Here is a 19,163-nt window from a genome sequence, read left to right on the forward strand (position 1 = left end):
TTTAACGGGAGCATGTTTATTTTATCAATCCAACTTGATCCATCAGCCAATTCGCAAGGAGCGGTGTATGTTGGATGATGAAACTTGCCAAACTCGAGTCTGCAATGGCATCCTGTATCGACTGAATCGGAACGAATGCTGCGAGGAACAAGAGTAAGAAAATGAAGATGTACATCTCGATGAAGCCAAAGACGCCACCTAATAATCCTTTGACTTGTTTTAAAATCGGAATGTTCGTCAACGAATCAAACATCGATAACAAAATCGCTAAGATGATTTTTGTACCAAAGAACAGGACGACGAACCAAAAGGCTTTGTAGAACACCTCATCGAGTCGTGCTGAACTTGGAATTGCGAACATCGTCAAGTCGATTCCCGCATCATCCAGTGTCGAAGGATATGGAACCCACAAACGGAATTTCGTCGCCAGTTCCTCATAGAACGACAAGGCGACGATGAAGGAAATGATCAGGCTGAGCAAATGCCCGGCCTGCAATACGACTCCCCGTCGGACACCCGTCATGACACCTAAGGCGAGAAGTAATAAGATAACGAAAGAAATCATAGTTTATAGTTCACCCAAATTCTTTTTTATTTTTACGTAATCACTACCAATATTAAGCGCCGCTAGGACGGCGATTTGACGAACGTCGAGTTGTGGTGCTTGTTCTCGGATTTCTCGAATTTTCGTATCGACGAGGAGACCCACTTCGCGTACGTGTTCTGGCGACTCCGTTCCGACAATCGTATAATCATTGCCTGCGATATGAATCGTCGTCCGGTTCAACCCTTCTGAATCAGCCATTTTTCTGTCCTCCTCATACTTTGCTTCTTTCATATAGTACCATCATTTTCGTTTTAGGAAAAGAAGTCCCCCATCGGTCTTAAGGATGGTATGCTTAATCCCGGAAAGGGAGGTTATCTCGTGGGAACTACCGTTTTACGCTTATCTAAAGAAAAGCAAGACCTCGTCATACAAGAGTTTAAACAAGGACAGACGAAGAGTCCACCGTATGCCCGCTTCGCCGCTAAAGTACCCGGATGTGTCATCACGATTTACAATTCTGGAAAAGTGATGTTTCAAGGAACCGAAGCCGAAACCATCGCTTCACGCTTCGGCACGGCTACACCGACTAAATCGAAGGAACCACTTGTTTCAACGTTACCAAATGGTTTTGCAGAATGGTCCGTCGCTGGCAGTGACGAAGTTGGAAAAGGCGATTTCTTCGGTCCACTCGTCGTCGTCGCCTCCTTCGTTGATCGAAAGCAGATTGCACTTCTTCAGGAACTCGGTGTTCGGGACTCCAAGCACTTGAATGACACGGAGATTCGAAAGATCGCCCGTGATCTCCATGCTGTCATTCCGTACACATATCGTATCCTACACAATCCAGAATACAATCAGATGCAACGAACGATGACACAAGGAAAGATGACTGCCTTGATGCATAATGATGTACTCGAGCGACTTCTTGACCAACTGGAGACGAAACCAGAAGCGATCTTGATTGATCAGTTCGCTGAAAAGACCGTTTACTACAAACACTTGTCTGGTGTCGTCAATCCCGTTCGAGAAAACGTCTACTTCTCGACCAAGGCGGAACAACTTCATGTCGCCGTCGCTGCCTCCTCGATCATTGCTCGCGCCATCTTTTTGAAGGAGATGGACAAGTTGAGTGAAACAACAGGTGTCGTCATTCCGAAAGGTGCTGGTGCCAAGGTCGATCAAGTCGCCGCTTCACTGATTTTACGTTATGGAGCTGACAAACTTCGTGACTGGACGAAAGCCCATTTTGCAAATACGAAAAAGGCACAACAACTGGCTGCGAAACGAAACCGACCATGACCTTAACGGAATGGTCGGTTTTTTTAAATGACGGACTCCCCTTCAGACAGTCGTTCTAATTCCGCAAGAAGTATGTGTTTTTCATTAAAAGGAATCGTTTTTGTACCGATTCGTTCTACCTCATCATGACCTTTCCCGACGATGACGATGCGTTTTCCTTCGTGCGCCAAATGCGCTGCTTGTACGAGCGCTTCGTGGCGGGATGTATGGCACCCTATTAAATGTTCACGTGGAATATCGACGATTAGCTCTTCAATGATTCGATCCGGATTCTCTGTCCTCGCATCATGGACCGTTGCGATGATGTGTTCACAATATTTGCTTGCAATCCGCCCCATCTCCGCTCGTTTTGTTCGATCACGCTCTCCAGCTGCACTCAATACGACCGATAGCGACTCTCCGGAAGAAGTGAGTGCCTGTAAACATTTTTCCAGACCATCCGGTGTATGGGCATAATCGATATAAATCTCACAAGGTGCCCAGTCCAGTCGTTCGAGTCGTCCTTTCGGCAATTCCAGTTCTGGAATATGGCGAATCAAATTATAGAGATTGGCATCGCCTGCCCGCAATAATCCCATCGCCGCCGCTAAATTCGCTGCATTGAATTCACCTAGTAAAGCTGTCGGTACACGTGTCGTCGTCTCGTCGATTCGCACATTGACGGTGTCTGTTAACCATTCGACCGCGATTTGTGACGTCCGATGTGGTTGCGTCGTATACCAGATGACAGGTTGTAAAGGCGCAGCTTCTCGCATGACGCGACTCCAACCATCTTCTCGATTCAAGACAATGGTCCGACCATTTGACGCGGCGACTTGTTGAAACAACAACGCTTTCGTCTTGGCGTAATCCTCCATTGAATGATGGTAATCCATATGATCATGCGTCAGGTTTGTAAATGCTGCCGAGTGGAAAGACACTCCCTCGACTCGACCTTCGGCTAATGCGTGAGAAGACACTTCAATGATGCAATCCGTCACGCCTTTTTCAACCATTTCATACAACAGTCGATGTAAGATGATGGCTTCAGGTGTCGTATTCGGCGTCTCAATGAGTTCCTCATCAATTCGTGCACCGACCGTGCTGATCATGCCGGCTTTTATACCTGTTGCTCGAAAGAGATCATACGCCAATTTCGTCGTCGTCGTTTTTCCATTCGTTCCGGTTACACCGTATACACGCATCTTTTGACTAGGTTGATCGTAAAAGCGATTCGCGACTTGACCTGCAAGTCGTTTCGTATCCGGCACAGTAATGACGGGAACCGGGCAATCCGGAAACGATTGTTCAGCTAAAATCGCCACAGCCCCGTTTTGGATTGCCTGATTGATATAATCGTGACCATCAACCGTGTAACCGTTGATACAGATGAATAATCCGCCAGGTCTGATTTGTCGCGAATCGGTTGCGATATTCGTGATGAGTGGATTGATTGCTTCCTTTATAGTGAATGGTAATAGTTCAGTCAGGAGCTTCGCTAGTCGATTCATGATGTACTCTTCCCTTCTTTGTCTCTTCTCTATGTCAAGATGAATTAGTCAACCGATCACATAAGCAGTCGTATCCATTGTTTCAAGTAAATCAAATACTCTTTTACGGAACATACCCGCTTTAAGACCTGCTTAATCTTTTATCATGCTAGAAAATTATTCTCTTCAATGCATGAAATGAGCGTTTCTTCCCTTGCGCCTCTTAATCAGCTTTGATACACTCTTAAAGTTAACTAGTTAACTAAAAGGAGAAATAGGATGCTCTATACACAAGAAGATGTACTCGGACAACTATCAAAAGTCTCACGTCTCGTAAAACGAGAGATTGATGCTACCTTGCTTCCCTACTCGTTACATACGGGTCAATGGGCACTAATAAAAGCAGTTGCATTACTACAACCTGTTTCACAAGTCCAACTGGCCGATTATCTAATCATTGAAAAACCAGCTGTGACGAAAACCGTCTCACGTCTTGAGACGCTTGGTTTCATCACTCGGATAAAAGAAGGACGAACACATTTTGTCTCATTGACACCTTTAGCCATCGAACGGTTCGACCAAATCGATGCTGCGGTCCAAGAGACCCACCAACGCTTACTCGCCTCCTTCTCCCTTACCGATCAGCAACAGCTCGGTGAGTGGATGACGCACCTACTTACTCTACATCGACAGGAGGAATCTTCATGACCGCTCGGTTATTCTCGCGTCATTACATCATGACGTTGATCATCAATCTGTTGCTCTTCATCACGTTTTATCTACTCAATGCCTCACTTCCTTTACTCGCTGCTAAACAGTTTCCAGTCTCCGCTTCAGCACTCGGGTGGATCGTGACGAGTTTCATCCTGGCAACCGTCTGTTCTCGTCCATTGATTGGTCACTGGTTAGATCGTTACGATTTAAAGCGCGTCTTGATGATCTCTGCAAGTCTTTTTACAGTCATGAGTATCTGCTACATGCTCGTCCTACCTTTAGAATCATTTTTTTATCTAATCATCATCCGTATCATCCATGGCTTTAGTTTCGGGATGCTATCTTCTTCAATTAGTCTCGCCGTTACGACATTGATTCCAAAGACACGTCAAGGCGAAGGGATGGGCTATTTCGTCCTATCGATGAACTTGGCATCCGTCCTTGGTCCTGTCATCGGTCTTGCCTTTATTCAAGAAAAAGCATTCGTTCTGTACTTCGTGACGGTCGCCGTCCTAGCGATCATCGCTTTCTTGTTAATGACGCGTCTTCCACTGACGAGCCAACATATTCCAAGCACGTCCGCGTTTCGTTTAAGGCAGTCCCTCTTCTTATCGCATCCGCTTTTGTTGGTGGCGACTCTGTTGGCAGGCGTTGCGATTTCTAGTACATCTGCGTTCATCTCACTGTATACGGATTCGATTGGACATATCGCATATGCTTCTTATTTTTATGCGTTAGTCGCTCTCGGAATGGTCGGGATTCGACCAATTGCCGGAAAATTGTTTGACCAGCGAGGTGCTGCATTCGTGCTGTTGCCCTCGTATACCCTTTATATGATTGGCTTTGTCATTCTCGGCATATATCCTTCGTTTGCTGGTTTATTGACTGCTGCCATCATCATTGGTATCGGTTCTGCTTCCATCTTCCCGGGACTTCAAACTGTCCTTTTGAACTTCGCACCTCCCGCACAGAAAGGGAAAGCCATCTCGACCTTTTTCCTTGCTTACGACACAGGTTTTGGAATCGGTGCCTTGATTCTTGCTACAGTCGCAAGCGGTATCGGCTATTCCAATATGTTCTTGTCCTGTAGTCTGATCGTTCTCGTAAGTGGTCTACTGTATTTCACCTTTACGAAACGACAAGCTGCGTCATCTGAAACAGAAGAACTTGCTTCTTGAATCTGTCGTCAAACGAAAACAGCCGCCTTCCTCTGAAAGGAAAGCGGCTGTTTGTTTATCCTGATTATGCGCGAAGTTCCGCATTGAACGTTTCTTTCACTGCATCAACGACTCGCTGTTGCGCTGTCGTGATTTCTTCATCGACTAACGTCCGTTCCTTGTTTTGATAACGGAGGGAGAACGCGAATGATTTTTCATTCTCTCCGACGTTCTCACCCGTATAGACATCGAACAATTCGATCGTCTGAAGAAGTGGACCGGCTGCTTCCGTCATGACATCGACGATGGATTGCGCCGTCACTGATCGCTCGACGACGATAGCTAAGTCGCGTGTCATTGATGGGAAACGTGAAATTTCCGAGTAGACCTGCTCTTCTTTCGAACGTAGTGCCATCGCCTCTAATTCAAAGACGTACACTTCTTTTAGACCATACTGTTCTTTTGACAGACCAGGATGCACTTGACCGACGAATCCGATCGCTTCTCCGTCAAGCAAAATGCGCGCCGTCCGTCCTGGGTGCATCGATGGAATGCTCGCTGCCTCGAACGTCAACGTAACACCGACTGCAGAAGCGAGTGTCTCGACGATTCCTTTCATGACGAAGAAATCTGTTTTGACGAGCGTTCCGTGCGCACGGTGTTGTTCTGACACACCGACTGCGACGCCACCGATCATTTCTTGTTCAATCGGGAGTGTCTCAAGTGACGCATCCCGTTGCAGATAAACACTGCCGAGTTCATAAAACGCGACATCGGCATGCTGTCGTGCGACGTTATGCTGCGCGACTTCAAGGAGTCCCGGAATGAGTGACGTCCGCAGTGTCGAACGTGCTTCACTGATTGGCATTGCCAGTTTGACCGGATGCAAATCTTCTCGTTCATTGAATTGCATCGCGCGTTGTTCGCTCGTCAATGAATACGTGATGGCTTGCGAAAGACCTGCTCCCTGCAATGTCCGGCGTAAATGACGACGGTGAATGTTCCGTTTTGGTAAGAAGCCACGGCTCGCTTCAGACGGTAAGCTTGAAGTCAGTGCATCATATCCGTAGAGACGAGCGACTTCTTCCGCTAAATCAGCTGGAATTTTCAAGTCTTGGCGGCGAGTCGGTACGCTGACTGTCAAGGCATCACCCGATAATTCAACACCGAGACCAAGACGTTCGAGTAACATTTGCATGACCGTTCCTTCGATCTCCATACCAAGACGGTGATTGATGTACGAGACACTCGCTTCAATCAAGTGATCGTCAAGCTCGAGCGTTCCAGCTTGAGCGACACCAGCCTGAACCGTTCCACCCGAGAGTTCAGCAATCAAAGTTGCAGCCCGATCGAGTGCTAACAAGACACGACGTGGATCAACGCCCTTTTCGAAACGAGCACTCGAGTCCGAGCGAAGTCCAAGAACACGGCTCGTCTTCCGGACGGAAATCGGTGCGAAGTAAGCTGATTCTAAAATGATCGATGTCGTGTTTTCATCGACTTCGGTATTCGCTCCACCCATGACACCAGCAAGCGCGACCGGGTGTTCACCGTCAGTGATGACCAGCATCGAAGAATCGAGCGTCCGCTCTACTTCGTCGAGCGTCGTGAACGACTCTCCTGCGTGCGCTTGACGCACGACGATCCGTTTTCCGAGTTTTTCAGCATCAAATGAATGAAGCGGTTGACCTGTCTCAAGTAAGACGAAGTTCGTAACGTCGACGACGTTGTTGATCGGACGAATGCCGTTCGCAATCAAGCGGTTTTTTAACCAAGTCGGTGACTCTTGAATCGTCACGCCTTGAATTTCTCGTGCCGCGTAGAACGGGCAGTCCTCTGAATCAAGCGTCACGTCGACTGCCGTCGCAGTTTCTGCTTCTTTGACTTCAACGACCGGGAAAGTCGGTGTCGTATCGTAAAGCGCCGCCACTTCGTATGCGACACCATACATGCTAAGACAGTCTGACCGGTTCGGCGTTAACCCAAGTTCGAGGATTTCATCGCGTAGACCGAGTAACTCCAAGACGTCCTGTCCTGGTGTGACTGGTTCTCGGAACGTATGGATTCCGTCTTGCTCATCTTCTCGGATGTATTTCTTTTCGAATCCGAGTTCTTCGAGTGAACAGATCATCCCTTCCGAGACGACACCGCGCAATTTGGCACGTTTAATCTTAATACCCGGTAAGCGAGCTCCGACGCGTGCGACGATGACATCTTGTCCGGCTTCGACGTTCGGTGCACCACATACGATTTGGACCGGTTCGTCTTGTCCGATGTCGACCGTCGTGACGTTCAATTTATCTGCTTCTGGATGTTTTTCTTTCGTTAACACACGTCCGACGACGATGTTGTTCAACGCTTCATCCCGGACATCGACGCCTTCGACTTCGATTCCGCTCTTTGTAATCAAATCAGCCAAATCTTGTCCTGATGTGTGACTGACATCCACATATTCGTTCAACCATTGTTTTGAGACTAACATCTGCGTTCCCCCTTAAAACTGTTCGCTGAAGCGAACGTCATTCGTATAGAAGTGGCGAATATCATCGACACCGTATTTCAACATGGCAATCCGTTCGATACCCATCCCGAATGCGAATCCTGACATTTTTGTGCTATCATATTCGGCCATTTCGAGAACGTGAGGATGAACCATTCCCGCACCCAGAATTTCAATCCATCCCGTCTGTTTACAGATGTTGCATCCTTTACCGCCACATTTGAAGCACGAGACGTCGACTTCGACGGACGGCTCTGTGAACGGGAAGAAACTTGGGCGTAAACGGACTTCACGTGCTTCACCGAACATCTGCTTCGCGAAGGCTTCAAGCGTTCCTTTTAAGTCTGCCATCGAAATCGATTCTCCGACGACGAGTCCTTCGACTTGCATGAATTGGTGCGAGTGCGTCGCATCGTCTTCGTCTCGACGGTAGACTTTACCTGGGCAAAGAATGCGGATCGGTTCACCTTTAGAAGCGAGCATCGTCCGTGCTTGAACCGGTGACGTATGCGTTCGCATCAAGATTTCTTCCGTGATATAGAACGAATCTTGCATATCACGTGCTGGGTGATCCTTCGGCAGATTCAACATCTCGAAGTTGAACAGATCTTGCTCGACTTCTGGCCCTTCGGCAATCGTATAACCGAGTCCGACGAAGATGTCTTCGATCTCATCCGTCACCTGTTGCAAGAGGTGCGCATGACCGACCTTTTTCGGACGTCCTGGTAACGTGACGTCAATTGCTTCCGCTGCCAGTTTCGCATCCATTTCTTGTTGTTTGACAGCTGTCAGACGTTGTTCCAATTGCTCTTGGATCGCTTGACGAACTGTATTTGCGATCTCACCGACGACTGGTCGTTCTTCCGCTGATAGCTTACCCATTCCTCGTAATACTTCCGTAATTGGTCCCTTTTTCCCGAGATACTTGACTCGGACGTCATTAAGATCTTTTTGTGTTGTTGCCTGATCGACTAATGTCAACGCTTCATCGCGTAATGCTTCTAATTGCTCGCGCATCTTTCCCACTCCTTTAGTTGAAGATATAAAAAAACGTCCCTCCGGCAAATGCCGAAGGGACGATGTAAACACCGTGGTACCACCCTTGTTTGACTTTTCAATCGAAAAGTCCTCCAATTGCGCGATAACGGGCGCATCCCGTCACGATCTCTCGTGCGACTCCGGAGTGAATTCGGTTAGCAGATTCACGAAGCAGTTTTCAGTCTACGACCGCTTCTCCCTGATTGAATCGTTCCCTAACGTACTCTGTTCCATCAACGTCCATGATGTATTCCTGATGTTCACTTTAGCATGAACGCTTGTCGGTTTCAATCCACGCTTGCAAAATGATAGAGCAAAATGCCAGCCGCTACTGCCGCATTCAATGACTCCGCTTTACCACGAATCGGGATGTAGGCACGCTCATCACAGTAAGAGAGCAATTCTGGCGCAACGCCTTGTGCTTCGTTCCCGATGATTAAACCGAGTGCATCCATCGGTGCGATCGTTTGATAAGACGTCGCTCCTTCTAACGCCGTGCCGATTACCGCAATTCCTTGTTCGTGCAGGGCATTCACTGCCTCTTCGAGTGGCATGGAGATAACCGGTAGGTGGAACAGCGATCCTTGCGTCGCACGGATGACTTTTCCGTTATAGACGTCAACTGTTCCCGGTCCGACGACGACCCCATCGAATCCAGCTGCGTCAGCTGTCCGAATCATCGTCCCGACGTTCCCTGGATCTTGCAGACGATCGAGCAACAAATAGCGTCCTCGCTCTAATTGTGCCGAAGCTTGTTTCATCTCACAGACAGCGAAGATGCCTTGCGACGTTTCCGTTTCAGCCAGTACTTTGATGACGGCTTCATCGATCGTAAAGACATCGGCATTTCGTTTCCAAGAACCGGGTACTTGGTACGATTCACGTACGATCAATTCCTTGACGATTCCGGCGCGAACAGCTTCTTCAATCAGATGTTCTCCTTCAATCAAGAAACGGTTCGTCTGCAGACGTCCTTTTTTCGTTAAGAGTTTCTTCCATTGTTTAACGATTTCGTTCTTTGCTGATGCGATGTGCTTCATTGTTTTATTACCCCTCGTAGATCGCTTGGACAGTCTCCGCATCAAGACGTTTTGTCACAGCAACGACTAAATCGACGGCTGCTTCGAAATCGGCTTTATGCATGATTGAGACGTTCGTGTGTAGGTAACGAATCGGTACAGTCAATGCAAGTGATGGAACACCTGTATTCGATAAATGGAACTTCGCTGCATCCGTTCCGCCACCTGGTGTTAAGTCCAGTTGATACTTGATATTTTCTTCTGTTGCGACTTTCGTCACGAAATCGATCAATCCACGATGTGCGATCATCGTTGCATCGAACATGATGACTTGAACGCCTTCACCTAATTTCGACAATGCTTCACGATCGGTCATTCCTGGTGTGTCACCCGGGATACCTGTATCGACAGCAAAGGCGATTGATGGTTTGAGCAGGTGCGCGACAGTTTGAGCCCCACGTAATCCGACTTCTTCCTGAACAGTCGCTCCTGCGAAAATCGTGTTCGGATGTCCATCTGCTTTTAAGCGTTTGATTGCTTCGATTGCGATGGCACAACCAATCCGGTTGTCCCACGCTTTTGCCATCAAGAAGTTCTCATTTTTCATCACAGTAAATTCGCAATGTGGAACGACCGTATCACCCGGACGAATTCCCCAGCTGTCGACTTCGTCTTTCGATGAAGCACCGATATCGATGAACATGTCTTTAATGTCGACCGGCTTATTGCGCGCTTCCGGTGGTAAAACATGAGGTGGTTTTGCACCGATTACACCTGGAATGACTTCACCAGATGACGTCACAATATTCATACGCTGTGCCAAGAGGACCTGACCCCACCAACCGCCGAGTGGTTGGAAACGAAGGAATCCTTTTTCATCAATCTTCGTGACCATGAATCCGACTTCATCCATGTGACCCGCAATCAATACACGTGGTGCATCTTCGCCTGCGCCTTTATGTTCAGCAAACAGACTACCGAGACCATCTTGGTGGAATGCTTCTGCATGGGGTTCCAAATATTCACGCATGAGGCTCCGGACTTCTTTTTCGTTTCCCGGTACACCTGTTGCGTCCGTGAGACGTTTTAGCATATGTAATTGTTCGTTCATCTGATTTCCTCCTTAGTAACCGTTGTCTTGTCGCACATGGTTTGCTTCATTTTTAGAAATGTAAGCCTTGAAAATCATATCCTGTGTAAAGCCTAGTGTAGCACCTAATGCAAGGTATGCACCAATCAGAACATCATAACTTTGTTCCGTCCGCGAAATCGCAAAGACGTTCGTTTTGTTATAGACGTCTAAAAAAGCATCTGTTGCTGTCAAATAGAAGTCACCTTCAGTAAAATGACTTTTCTTGTAATCAAGTGCTAGACCTAGTGAGAGTAGAAAATGGACGCCATCGACATATTCCTCAAGAATTGTGACTTGAGCGGATGGTCCCTTCTTCGACCAGAACTTAAAGCAACGTGTCTCGTTCGCAAGTTCACCGAGTTCGACCAATAAGGCGAGCAGACGCTCGTCGAATTGATTGCCTGTCAATTGATGTTCTGACTGAATCCGTTTATCCAACTGTTCTTGCATCTCAAAAAGTGTCAACCAATCCATCTTTAATTCTCCTTCTATCTAAAAAAATCATATGACCGTCTCATCGACGTGCCTTCTTATTTTATCATTAAATCGAAAAAAACGTCGGAGAATTAAATTCCCCGACGAATTGTAGAACTTAAGCGTTCAATTTTGCTTTTGCTGTGTCAGCAAGTGAAGCAAATGCAGTTGCATCTGTAACTGCGAGGTCAGCGAGCATCTTACGGTTAACGTCGATACCTGCTAATTTAAGACCATGCATCATGCGGCTGTAAGAAAGACCGTTGATACGTGCTGCCGCATTGATCCGAGTGATCCAGAGGCGACGGAAGTCACGTTTCTTTTGACGACGGTCACGGTAAGCGTACATGAGAGATTTCATGACTTGCTGTTTCGCAACCTTGAAGAGTGTATGTTTCGAGCCGTAGTAGCCCTTAGCTAATTTGAGTTGTTTTTTACGACGTTGACGAGTCGTATATCCGCCTTTTACGCGTGGCATATAAATTCCCTCCTAAATCTGTATACGATTGGATAAATTACTTCGCGATCATGTGACGGATGCGTTTGAAGTCACCCGTAGATACCATGCTAGCTTTACGTAATTTACGTTTCGCTTTTGTTGATTTGTTACCGAACAAGTGGCTTGTGTAAGCACGACCACGTTTCAATTTGCCAGAAGCAGTACGTTTGAAACGTTTAGAAGCACCGCGGTGCGATTTCATTTTAGGCATGAGAGATTCCCTCCTACTTCGATTCGATTAGTCTTCTTTCTTAGGAGCAAGCACGAGGAACATGCTGCGTCCTTCCATCTTCGGTCTCTGTTCCACAACACCGAACTCACTTAAATCCGTTGCGAGGCGTTCGAGAACGCGTTTACCGATTTCCGAGTGAGTGATGGCACGACCGCGGAAACGAATACTCGCTTTCACTTTGTTACCATTCTCCAAGAATTTCTTCGCATTACGGAATTTCGTTTGGAAGTCGTTCTCCTCGATCGTCGGGCTAAGACGAACTTCTTTCATCTGAATCACTTTCTGATTCTTCCGAGTTTCTTTGTCCTTCTTTTGCATCTCGAAACGGTATTTACCGTAGTCCATGATCTTACAAACTGGCGGCGTCGCTTGTGGAGCGACCATGACGAGGTCAAGTTCCGCTTCCTCTGCGAGACGTAGCGCTTCGTTGCGTGATTGGACACCTAGTTGAGCACCATCCGCTCCGATAAGACGAACTTCCCGGGCACGGATGCTTTCATTGATTAACAGATCTTTGCTAATGGTTAGCACCTCCATCGTGCATTGCACGAAAAATGAATGATAGAAAACGCTATAAAAAAAGCGTCGGCAGTTCTTCCCGCCCACACTCATAAGGAACGTCAAAGCATAGCAGTCGCTACACATTGCGTATCTTCATGATGAACCAGTACGAGTCGTCATACATGGTGAGAAGCGGGATGCTTCTGCTTTGTTGTCATTTCACTTTGCTATCATAGCACTTGTTTTCCCGTGATGTCAAGCCGCTTTCTATGTTCTTACAGAACGTTGCTCACATACTTGATTATAATAGCAATCCTTTGACGGATAAGCAAGAAGTTTCTAACCTGTTTTTCATGGGTACATTCTTAACATATCAAAAAGATTCAGAACATTCGCAAGCAAAATTGTTTATTTAGAATGATTATTGTTTTATAATCAGTTTAATCTTACATAAGGGGGAGAATAACAGATGACTGAAAAACGATTAACGACCAATCAAGGTGTACCAATTGGAGACAACCAGAATTCACGCACGGCTGGACGTCGTGGACCTACATTATTAGAAGACTATCAATTGATTGAAAAAATGGCCCATTTCGACCGGGAACGTGTACCTGAGCGCGTTGTACACGCTCGTGGATTCGGTGCTCACGGTGTCTTCACTGTCAAAAATTCGATGAAAAAGTACACGAAAGCTGCGTTTTTACAAGAAGAAGGGACAGAAGTTCCTGTCTTCGCCCGTTTCTCGACTGTTATTCACGGCACGCATTCTCCAGAGACGCTCCGCGATCCACGTGGATTCTCTGTCAAGTTCTATACAGAGGAAGGAAACTGGGATTTCGTCGGGAACAACCTTCCTGTCTTCTTCATTCGTGACGCTATGAAGTTCCCGGATATGGTTCATTCACTTAAACCAGATCCACGCACGAATATTCAAGATCCTGACCGTTACTGGGACTTCATGACACTTCGTCCGGAATCGACGAACATGCTCATGCATCTCTTTACGGATGAAGGCATTCCTGCAAGCTACCGTAAAATGCGTGGTTCTTCCGTCCATTCATTCAAATGGGTGAACGCTCATGGCAATACGGTTTATGTCAAACTACGCTGGGTACCGAAAGCTGGCATTCACAATCTCTCAGCAGAAGAAGCAACAGAGATTCAAGGAAAAGACTTTAACCACGCTTCAAACGATACGTTCCAAGCGATTGAAGATGGAGATTATCCGGAATGGGATCTGTTCGTACAGGTGCTCGATCCGGCTGACGTCGATCAGTTCGATTTCGATCCGCTCGATGCAACAAAAGATTGGTTTGAAGATGTCATCCCGTTCCAACACGTCGGTACGATGACTTTGAATAAGAACGTCGATGACTATTTCGCTGAAACAGAATCTGTCGGCTTCAACCCAGGTGTCTTGATTCCAGGGATGTTACCATCTGAAGATAAGTTGTTACAAGGTCGTCTGTTCTCTTACTCGGACACACAACGCTACCGTATCGGAACGAACTACCAACAACTTCCGATCAACTGTCCGTTCGCACAAGTGAACAACTACCAACGTGATGGTGCAATGCCAGTCGGTCAACAAACGAGTCCGGTAAACTACGAACCGAACCGCTATCAAGAAGAACCAAAAGAAACACCAGAGTATACGGAAGAAAACCAGCCGTTACTTGATGATAAACACGGTCGTCTCGAAATCGAGAAGACGAATAACTTCGGTCAAGCCGGTGAAGTATACCGTCGTCTGACAGAAGACGAGCAAGCAGCTCTTCTGAAGAACCTCGTCAATGATCTCGAGCAGGTTCGTCATGAGAACACGGTCTTGCTCGCAATCTGCAACTTCTACCGTGCTGATGCTTCACTCGGTCAGAAACTATCAGAAGCGCTTCAAGTCGATATCGAACCGTTCTTGCAACAAATGCGTTCATAATATGGCACAAGCACCCTCGACGCTAGTCTTGGGTGCTTTTTTTATGCCTTAGTATGGGATGAATTCGTAGCGTTCTGCCGTCTTGTACGTGAACTCATTGAGTTTTTTAAATAAGATGATTTGATCGAGTCCAACCTGCTTGACTGTATTTTGTTGCATGTAACGTTTTTGCTCTGCCGTGAACGTATTATAGATCGGAGCATAGCCATTGCTTTGGAACGGTTGCATTTGAATCGCCCGATCCGCGTCTTCAAATCGGTTGTAGCGAATCGTTCCTCCGACAACTCCTCTACCGAGAATCGTCATCGCTTTTCCATCCGCCCGGTGCACGTTTCGAATCGTATTGTAACGGACCGTTGGATTCTTCCAGTTCATCATCGAAATCGCATAATCCTTTGTTCCATCAATCGTATTTTTTTCGATCCGCACATTCGTGTGTAATCGATTTTCTGTGTATTGATGTGTGCCAATTGCCACGTTGATGTTACGGAACAAGTTATTACGAATCGTGATATCTGCATTCGGAGTTCCATCTTGTTTCGACCACTTCCAGTTGAACCCCTTTGTGATCGGGTCTGGTGTATCGAGATTAATCGATTCATTCGGACCTGTATTCGGTATCATGACAGCGTCGACGAATTTCATGTTTTCGATGACTGCCTTCTTCGTTGCATCAAGTTCCATCGCATGTGAACCTTTTTGATTCCGTACTGTGATGCCGCCGATATACAAGTTTTGATTATGGGCAATGGCGAATGCCGAACCACGCGCATATCGATTCAAGTCGATTTGCGCATTGCCTTTCCCGATGATTTTAACGTTCTGTGAGCCATCATACTTTCCGACCTTTTTGTTCAAACGCAACACGGATGGAGCAACAAGATCAAATACACTGGTCGTTGAACTAATCTTTGTCGTTCCTGTCTCCGTCGTCTTCTTGATGATGACGCCATCTTCCAAGATCACCGTCGTATTGGAGGGAATACCGACACGTAGTGGAGACAGATATGTTCCTTTCGTTAAGACGAGTGTCCCGCCTCCCTCTTTTTCAAGACGTTCCAAATAAGAGCGCATCGTATAGTGATTGCGCGTCTTTGCGTTATAGGTCGTATATTTACGAATCGTCGGGTCAATCGCTTCTGTTTTGGGTGTGATGCGGTATGTCTTTTTAGTCGTCGCTGCATCTGCTTCACCCGGATGAATACCGATTACAAGTGAAGCGGCGATGAGAACAGCAAAAGTCGTCTGTTTCATTTTTTGTAACTTCCTTCCCATCCTTCAAAACATTCATCCAATGAAGGTTTATTATAGCATTTATCCAATTAAAGGAAAAATAATTTTTGGTTATGTTGAATAGATTCAGCTGAATGATCTACCTTTGTCATCGGCATGCCGCTCCCTTCTTTTAAGTATCACATCACAAAAAAAGTCCGCCCTACAGTAGCAGGACGAACTCTTTCATGAGGCTAGAATTATTTTGAACGGTTCGCGATTTCTTGCTCTAAATCAGCGACGAATTGTTCAAGTGATGCGTTGCTTGAGTCTTTTGAACCGTAGCGACGAATGTTGACTTCGCGCGATTCGACTTCTTTGTCACCTAGAACGAGCATGACTGGTACTTTATTGACTTGTGCTTCACGAATCCGGTATCCGAGTTTCTCGTCACGGAAATCTGTTTCGACACGAATTCCTTTTTTCAGCAAGATCGCTTTGATTTCACGGGCATAGTCTTCATGCACTTTAGAAACCGGAATCAATTTCACCTGGACCGGTGCGAGCCATGTTGGGAACGCGCCTTTGTATTCTTCGATCAAGTATGCGACGAATCGTTCCATCGTCGAAACGACACCACGGTGTAAGACGACCGGACGGTGATCTTGTCCGTCATTTCCTTTGTACGTCAATTCGAATCGCTCTGGTAAGAGGAAGTCGAGTTGGACTGTCGAAAGCGTCTCATCTTTACCAAGTGCTGTCCGAACTTGCACGTCAAGCTTCGGTCCGTAGAAGGCAGCTTCGCCTTCTGCTTCGAAGTATTCGAGTTCGAGCTCATCCATTGTTTCTTTCAACTCACGTTGCGCCATTTCCCAAATCGCATCGTTATCGAAGTACTTCTCTTTATCCGCTGGGTCACGGTACGAAAGACGGAATTTGTAATCCGTGATTCCGAAGTCAGCATAGACTTCTTGAATGAGGTGAACGATGGCTTTGAACTCATCTTTCATTTGGTCAGGACGGACGAACGTATGTCCATCGTTAAGGACCATGTAACGAACGCGCTGAAGACCAGTCAAGGCACCAGACATCTCATAACGGTGCATACCACCAAGCTCCGCGACACGAAGCGGTAAATCACGGTACGAACGCGGTTCGTTCTTGTAGACCATCATGTGGTGTGGACAGTTCATCGGACGAAGAACGAGTTCTTCATTGTCCATCTCCATTTTCGGGAACATGTCATCTTGATAGTGATCCCAGTGACCCGATGTCTTGTATAGATCGACTGAACCGAGAACCGGTGTATAGACGTGCTCATATCCAAGTTCGAGTTCTTTATCGACGATATAACGTTCGACCGTCCGACGGATCGCTGCTCCTTTTGGTAACCACATCGGGAGTCCTTGACCGACTTCTTGAGAAGTGAAGAACAAGCCAAGTTCCTTCCCGAGTTTACGATGATCCCGCTCTTTCGCTTCAGCAAGGAAGTGGAGATGTTGTTTCAACTGATCTTTTGTCGCCCATGCTGTACCGTAAATCCGTTGTAACATCTTGTTTTTTGAATCGCCACGCCAGTAAGCACCAGCAATGCTCATCAATTTGAAGACTTGTAGCTTCGCTGTCGCTGGAACGTGTGGTCCACGGCAGAGATCGAAGAATTCGCCTTGACGGTAAATCGTCAAATCCTGATCAGCAGGAATCGATTCGATCAATTCGACTTTCAACGGATCATTGAGTTCTTTATAAATCGCGAGTGCTTCGTCACGCGAGACGACTTCCCGTTCGATTGGCAAATTCTCACCGGCGATTTTATTCATCATTTTCTCGATTTCTGGTAAGTCTTCTTCTGTCAGACGACGTTCCATATCGATGTCATAGTAGAAACCATTCTCGATCGTCGGTCCGATTCCGAGATGAATCGTTTCATCCGGATACAGACGTTTGATGGCTTGTGCCATCAAGTGAGCTGAAGAGTGACGAATCAAATCGAGCCCTTCTTCTGAATCCGGCATGATCAATTCGATTGTGCCATCCTCTTCGATTGGACGACGATAATCGATTGCGTGCCCGTTTAGTTTTGCAGCAAATGCTTTTTTACGAAGTCCTGGGCTGATTGAAGCAGCGACTTCTTCTGCTGTCGTACCGACTGCAAATTCCTTTACGGCGCCATCTGGAAATGTAAGTGCGATGTTTGACATGACTGTTTCCCCCTTTAACAAAATAAAAAAGACTCATCCCTAAAAAGGGACGAGTCTTAATCTCGTGGTACCACCCTCGTTCCCGGACCAATGTTGGTTCGGCTCGAACACGCGTTAACGGGCGTGAGGCGCAAACGGATTAGCCCCGTTCGTGCTATGAGGGAGTAAAGACATGAATGATGCCATGAGAAGCTTCCACCATTCTTCTCTCGCTAGTTTGGTTCATTTCATACTTCATATCCTCAATCGTTGCATCGTCTATTGACGTGTCATTAGTATAACGAATCGGTCGCTTCCTTGACAAGGAAAATTAGTAGCGACGTCGATTTTCACCAAGGAACTCAATCGGTTGCGTCGTCGTCCGGATCCGTTCCATCAGTCGTGCGGCCTTTAACTTATCGCCTTGATCGTTCGTGATCCCGAAATGAAGCTCGAGTTCGTCATACGATAAGTTCGAGCTGAACAATGTCGGCAGACGATGCATCATGCGGTATTGCAAAATGATTCCGAACAACTCATCCCGTACCCACGGACTGATCGATTCTGCACCGATATCATCAATTAATAAGACTGGAATCGTTTGGAATCCTTCGAGGAACGTATCGAACGAGTCCGACCGAATCCGCCGTTTTGCTTCAGCGACGAACCCCGGGGCATGGACGAGAATCGTTGCAATCCGTTCTTTCTTCAGTGCATTCCCGATCGCAGCCAAGAGATACGTTTTCCCGACACCAAAGCTACCGTGCAGGTACAGTCCCTTTACATGCTCTTTTGAGCGCAAATGATTGAGGAACTGCGACGCCGCTCGCAAGGCGAGCTTCCGGTCCGTCGTCGACAAGTCGAAATCGCTGAAGTTCGCATCGCGCACTTCGTCCGGCAGGAACAGACTCTTGAACTTTTTCTCAAGTGCACGTTCATCTTCTCGATCTTTGAGTGCTTGTGACTTCTCATATGAGACGACGATCTGTCCTTTTTCGACGTGCAGGATCGGCTGATAGCCTTCGATGACGGCTTTATTTTCAATCAATCGATTCCCATCCATCTGTTCCGCGTATTCGTTCAGTTTGAGCATGCCCCGCTCGATCATCCGTTGATCGATCTCTGGATGGGTCCGTAAGAACATGACGACCCCCGGATGAGACAACACCCGTTGTTGAATCGCTCGAACCGATTCTGCAACGTCCGGTCGACTTAATATTTTTTCGATAGATGATTGGATATGTTCCATGT

At 46.9% G+C, this 19,163-nt stretch carries 18 protein-coding genes; 4 read left to right on the forward strand and 14 right to left on the reverse strand.

The features are described 5' to 3' along the window. Positions 1-16 precede the first annotated feature (16 nt). Positions 17-565: a CvpA family protein gene (locus B3G15_RS10285; protein ID WP_214805256.1), complete on the reverse strand. Its 549-nt coding sequence runs from the start codon at positions 563-565 to the stop codon at positions 17-19. Between the two features lie 3 nt (positions 566-568). Further along, entirely contained in the window at positions 569-805 is a 237-nt protein-coding gene (gene zapA / locus B3G15_RS10290) for a cell division protein ZapA (RefSeq protein WP_029342308.1), read from the reverse strand. Positions 806-925: 120 nt separating this feature from the next. Between zapA and rnhC the strand changes: the two genes are divergently transcribed. Then, positions 926-1,846, forward strand: coding sequence for a ribonuclease HIII (gene rnhC, locus B3G15_RS10295; RefSeq protein ID WP_214858136.1), 921 nt, complete (start codon positions 926-928; stop codon positions 1,844-1,846). Positions 1,847-1,869: 23 nt separating this feature from the next. Here rnhC and B3G15_RS10300 read toward each other — a convergent pair whose 3' ends face one another. Further along, positions 1,870-3,336, reverse strand: coding sequence for a UDP-N-acetylmuramoyl-L-alanyl-D-glutamate--2,6-diaminopimelate ligase (locus B3G15_RS10300; protein ID WP_290720637.1), 1,467 nt, complete (start codon positions 3,334-3,336; stop codon positions 1,870-1,872). Between the two features lie 258 nt (positions 3,337-3,594). Between B3G15_RS10300 and B3G15_RS10305 the strand changes: the two genes are divergently transcribed. Continuing rightward, on the forward strand, positions 3,595-4,023 hold the full coding sequence (locus tag B3G15_RS10305) for a MarR family winged helix-turn-helix transcriptional regulator (protein ID WP_023469008.1): 429 nt from the start codon (positions 3,595-3,597) through the stop codon (positions 4,021-4,023). Continuing rightward, positions 4,020-5,207: an MFS transporter gene (locus tag B3G15_RS10310; protein WP_290720640.1), complete on the forward strand. Its 1,188-nt coding sequence runs from the start codon at positions 4,020-4,022 to the stop codon at positions 5,205-5,207. Before B3G15_RS10305 ends, B3G15_RS10310 begins: the two co-directional genes overlap by 4 nt. A gap of 64 nt (positions 5,208-5,271) precedes the next feature. Here the strand turns inward: B3G15_RS10310 and pheT are convergent, their stop codons facing one another. From pheT to infC, 8 genes are all read right to left on the reverse strand, one after another. Beyond that, positions 5,272-7,668 carry a phenylalanine--tRNA ligase subunit beta gene (pheT, locus tag B3G15_RS10315; protein ID WP_290720642.1) on the reverse strand — a complete coding sequence of 799 codons (2,397 nt, stop codon included), beginning with the start codon at positions 7,666-7,668 and terminating at the stop codon, positions 5,272-5,274. A gap of 12 nt (positions 7,669-7,680) precedes the next feature. Next, entirely contained in the window at positions 7,681-8,703 is a 1,023-nt protein-coding gene (gene pheS / locus B3G15_RS10320) for a phenylalanine--tRNA ligase subunit alpha (RefSeq protein WP_035396564.1), read from the reverse strand. Positions 8,704-9,011: 308 nt separating this feature from the next. Then, positions 9,012-9,797, reverse strand: a complete 786-nt coding sequence (locus B3G15_RS10325; RefSeq protein ID WP_373954836.1) for a TrmH family RNA methyltransferase — start codon at positions 9,795-9,797, stop codon at positions 9,012-9,014. After that, the gene (locus tag B3G15_RS10330) at positions 9,772-10,854 is read right to left on the reverse strand and encodes a M42 family metallopeptidase (RefSeq protein WP_290720648.1); all 1,083 of its coding nucleotides are present in this window, start codon (positions 10,852-10,854) and stop codon (positions 9,772-9,774) included. Before B3G15_RS10330 ends, B3G15_RS10325 begins: the two co-directional genes overlap by 26 nt. Positions 10,855-10,866: 12 nt before the next feature. Further along, a complete protein-coding gene (locus tag B3G15_RS10335; protein WP_023469014.1) occupies positions 10,867-11,349 on the reverse strand; it encodes a dUTP diphosphatase in 483 nt (160 codons plus the stop codon). A gap of 118 nt (positions 11,350-11,467) precedes the next feature. Then, the gene (gene rplT / locus B3G15_RS10340; RefSeq protein ID WP_012371057.1) at positions 11,468-11,827 is read right to left on the reverse strand and encodes a 50S ribosomal protein L20; all 360 of its coding nucleotides are present in this window, start codon (positions 11,825-11,827) and stop codon (positions 11,468-11,470) included. Positions 11,828-11,864: 37 nt separating this feature from the next. Beyond that, positions 11,865-12,059: a 50S ribosomal protein L35 gene (gene rpmI, locus B3G15_RS10345; protein ID WP_023469015.1), complete on the reverse strand. Its 195-nt coding sequence runs from the start codon at positions 12,057-12,059 to the stop codon at positions 11,865-11,867. A gap of 27 nt (positions 12,060-12,086) precedes the next feature. After that, entirely contained in the window at positions 12,087-12,617 is a 531-nt protein-coding gene (infC, locus tag B3G15_RS10350; RefSeq protein ID WP_029342318.1) for a translation initiation factor IF-3, read from the reverse strand. 433 nt (positions 12,618-13,050) lie between these two features. On the opposite strand from infC, the gene B3G15_RS10355 reads away from it, so the two are divergent. Next, the gene (locus B3G15_RS10355; RefSeq protein ID WP_290720658.1) at positions 13,051-14,520 is read left to right on the forward strand and encodes a catalase; all 1,470 of its coding nucleotides are present in this window, start codon (positions 13,051-13,053) and stop codon (positions 14,518-14,520) included. Between the two features lie 48 nt (positions 14,521-14,568). Here B3G15_RS10355 and B3G15_RS10360 read toward each other — a convergent pair whose 3' ends face one another. The 3 genes from B3G15_RS10360 to dnaI form a co-directional block, all read right to left on the reverse strand. After that, positions 14,569-15,774, reverse strand: a complete 1,206-nt coding sequence (locus tag B3G15_RS10360; protein ID WP_290720661.1) for a right-handed parallel beta-helix repeat-containing protein — start codon at positions 15,772-15,774, stop codon at positions 14,569-14,571. 218 nt (positions 15,775-15,992) lie between these two features. After that, positions 15,993-17,933, reverse strand: a complete 1,941-nt coding sequence (thrS, locus tag B3G15_RS10365; RefSeq protein WP_029342321.1) for a threonine--tRNA ligase — start codon at positions 17,931-17,933, stop codon at positions 15,993-15,995. Between the two features lie 310 nt (positions 17,934-18,243). Continuing rightward, positions 18,244-19,161, reverse strand: a complete 918-nt coding sequence (gene dnaI / locus B3G15_RS10370; RefSeq protein ID WP_064299519.1) for a primosomal protein DnaI — start codon at positions 19,159-19,161, stop codon at positions 18,244-18,246. Positions 19,162-19,163: the final 2 nt, after the last annotated feature.

Origin of the sequence: Exiguobacterium sp. UBA1053, assembly GCF_002316465.1 — a bacterium.
Lineage (GTDB): Bacteria > Bacillota > Bacilli > Exiguobacteriales > Exiguobacteriaceae > Exiguobacterium_A > Exiguobacterium_A abrahamii.

Excerpts from the sequence above, each read along its gene's own strand:
- zapA (WP_029342308.1), bottom strand. The coding sequence starts at position 805 with ATGGCTGATTCAGAAGGGTTGAACCGGACGACGATTCATATCGCAGGC.
- B3G15_RS10285 (WP_214805256.1), bottom strand. The coding sequence starts at position 565 with ATGATTTCTTTCGTTATCTTATTACTTCTCGCCTTAGGTGTCATGACG.
- B3G15_RS10355 (WP_290720658.1), top strand. The coding sequence starts at position 13,051 with ATGACTGAAAAACGATTAACGACCAATCAAGGTGTACCAATTGGAGAC.
- B3G15_RS10305 (WP_023469008.1), top strand. The coding sequence starts at position 3,595 with ATGCTCTATACACAAGAAGATGTACTCGGACAACTATCAAAAGTCTCA.
- rplT (WP_012371057.1), bottom strand. The coding sequence starts at position 11,827 with ATGCCACGCGTAAAAGGCGGATATACGACTCGTCAACGTCGTAAAAAA.
- thrS (WP_029342321.1), bottom strand. The coding sequence starts at position 17,933 with ATGTCAAACATCGCACTTACATTTCCAGATGGCGCCGTAAAGGAATTT.
- pheT (WP_290720642.1), bottom strand. The coding sequence starts at position 7,668 with ATGTTAGTCTCAAAACAATGGTTGAACGAATATGTGGATGTCAGTCAC.
- infC (WP_029342318.1), bottom strand. The coding sequence starts at position 12,617 with ATGGAGGTGCTAACCATTAGCAAAGATCTGTTAATCAATGAAAGCATC.
- B3G15_RS10310 (WP_290720640.1), top strand. The coding sequence starts at position 4,020 with ATGACCGCTCGGTTATTCTCGCGTCATTACATCATGACGTTGATCATC.
- dnaI (WP_064299519.1), bottom strand. The coding sequence starts at position 19,161 with ATGGAACATATCCAATCATCTATCGAAAAAATATTAAGTCGACCGGAC.
- pheS (WP_035396564.1), bottom strand. The coding sequence starts at position 8,703 with ATGCGCGAGCAATTAGAAGCATTACGCGATGAAGCGTTGACATTAGTC.
- B3G15_RS10330 (WP_290720648.1), bottom strand. The coding sequence starts at position 10,854 with ATGAACGAACAATTACATATGCTAAAACGTCTCACGGACGCAACAGGT.
- B3G15_RS10335 (WP_023469014.1), bottom strand. The coding sequence starts at position 11,349 with ATGGATTGGTTGACACTTTTTGAGATGCAAGAACAGTTGGATAAACGG.
- B3G15_RS10300 (WP_290720637.1), bottom strand. The coding sequence starts at position 3,336 with ATGAATCGACTAGCGAAGCTCCTGACTGAACTATTACCATTCACTATA.
- rpmI (WP_023469015.1), bottom strand. The coding sequence starts at position 12,059 with ATGCCTAAAATGAAATCGCACCGCGGTGCTTCTAAACGTTTCAAACGT.
- B3G15_RS10360 (WP_290720661.1), bottom strand. The coding sequence starts at position 15,774 with ATGAAACAGACGACTTTTGCTGTTCTCATCGCCGCTTCACTTGTAATC.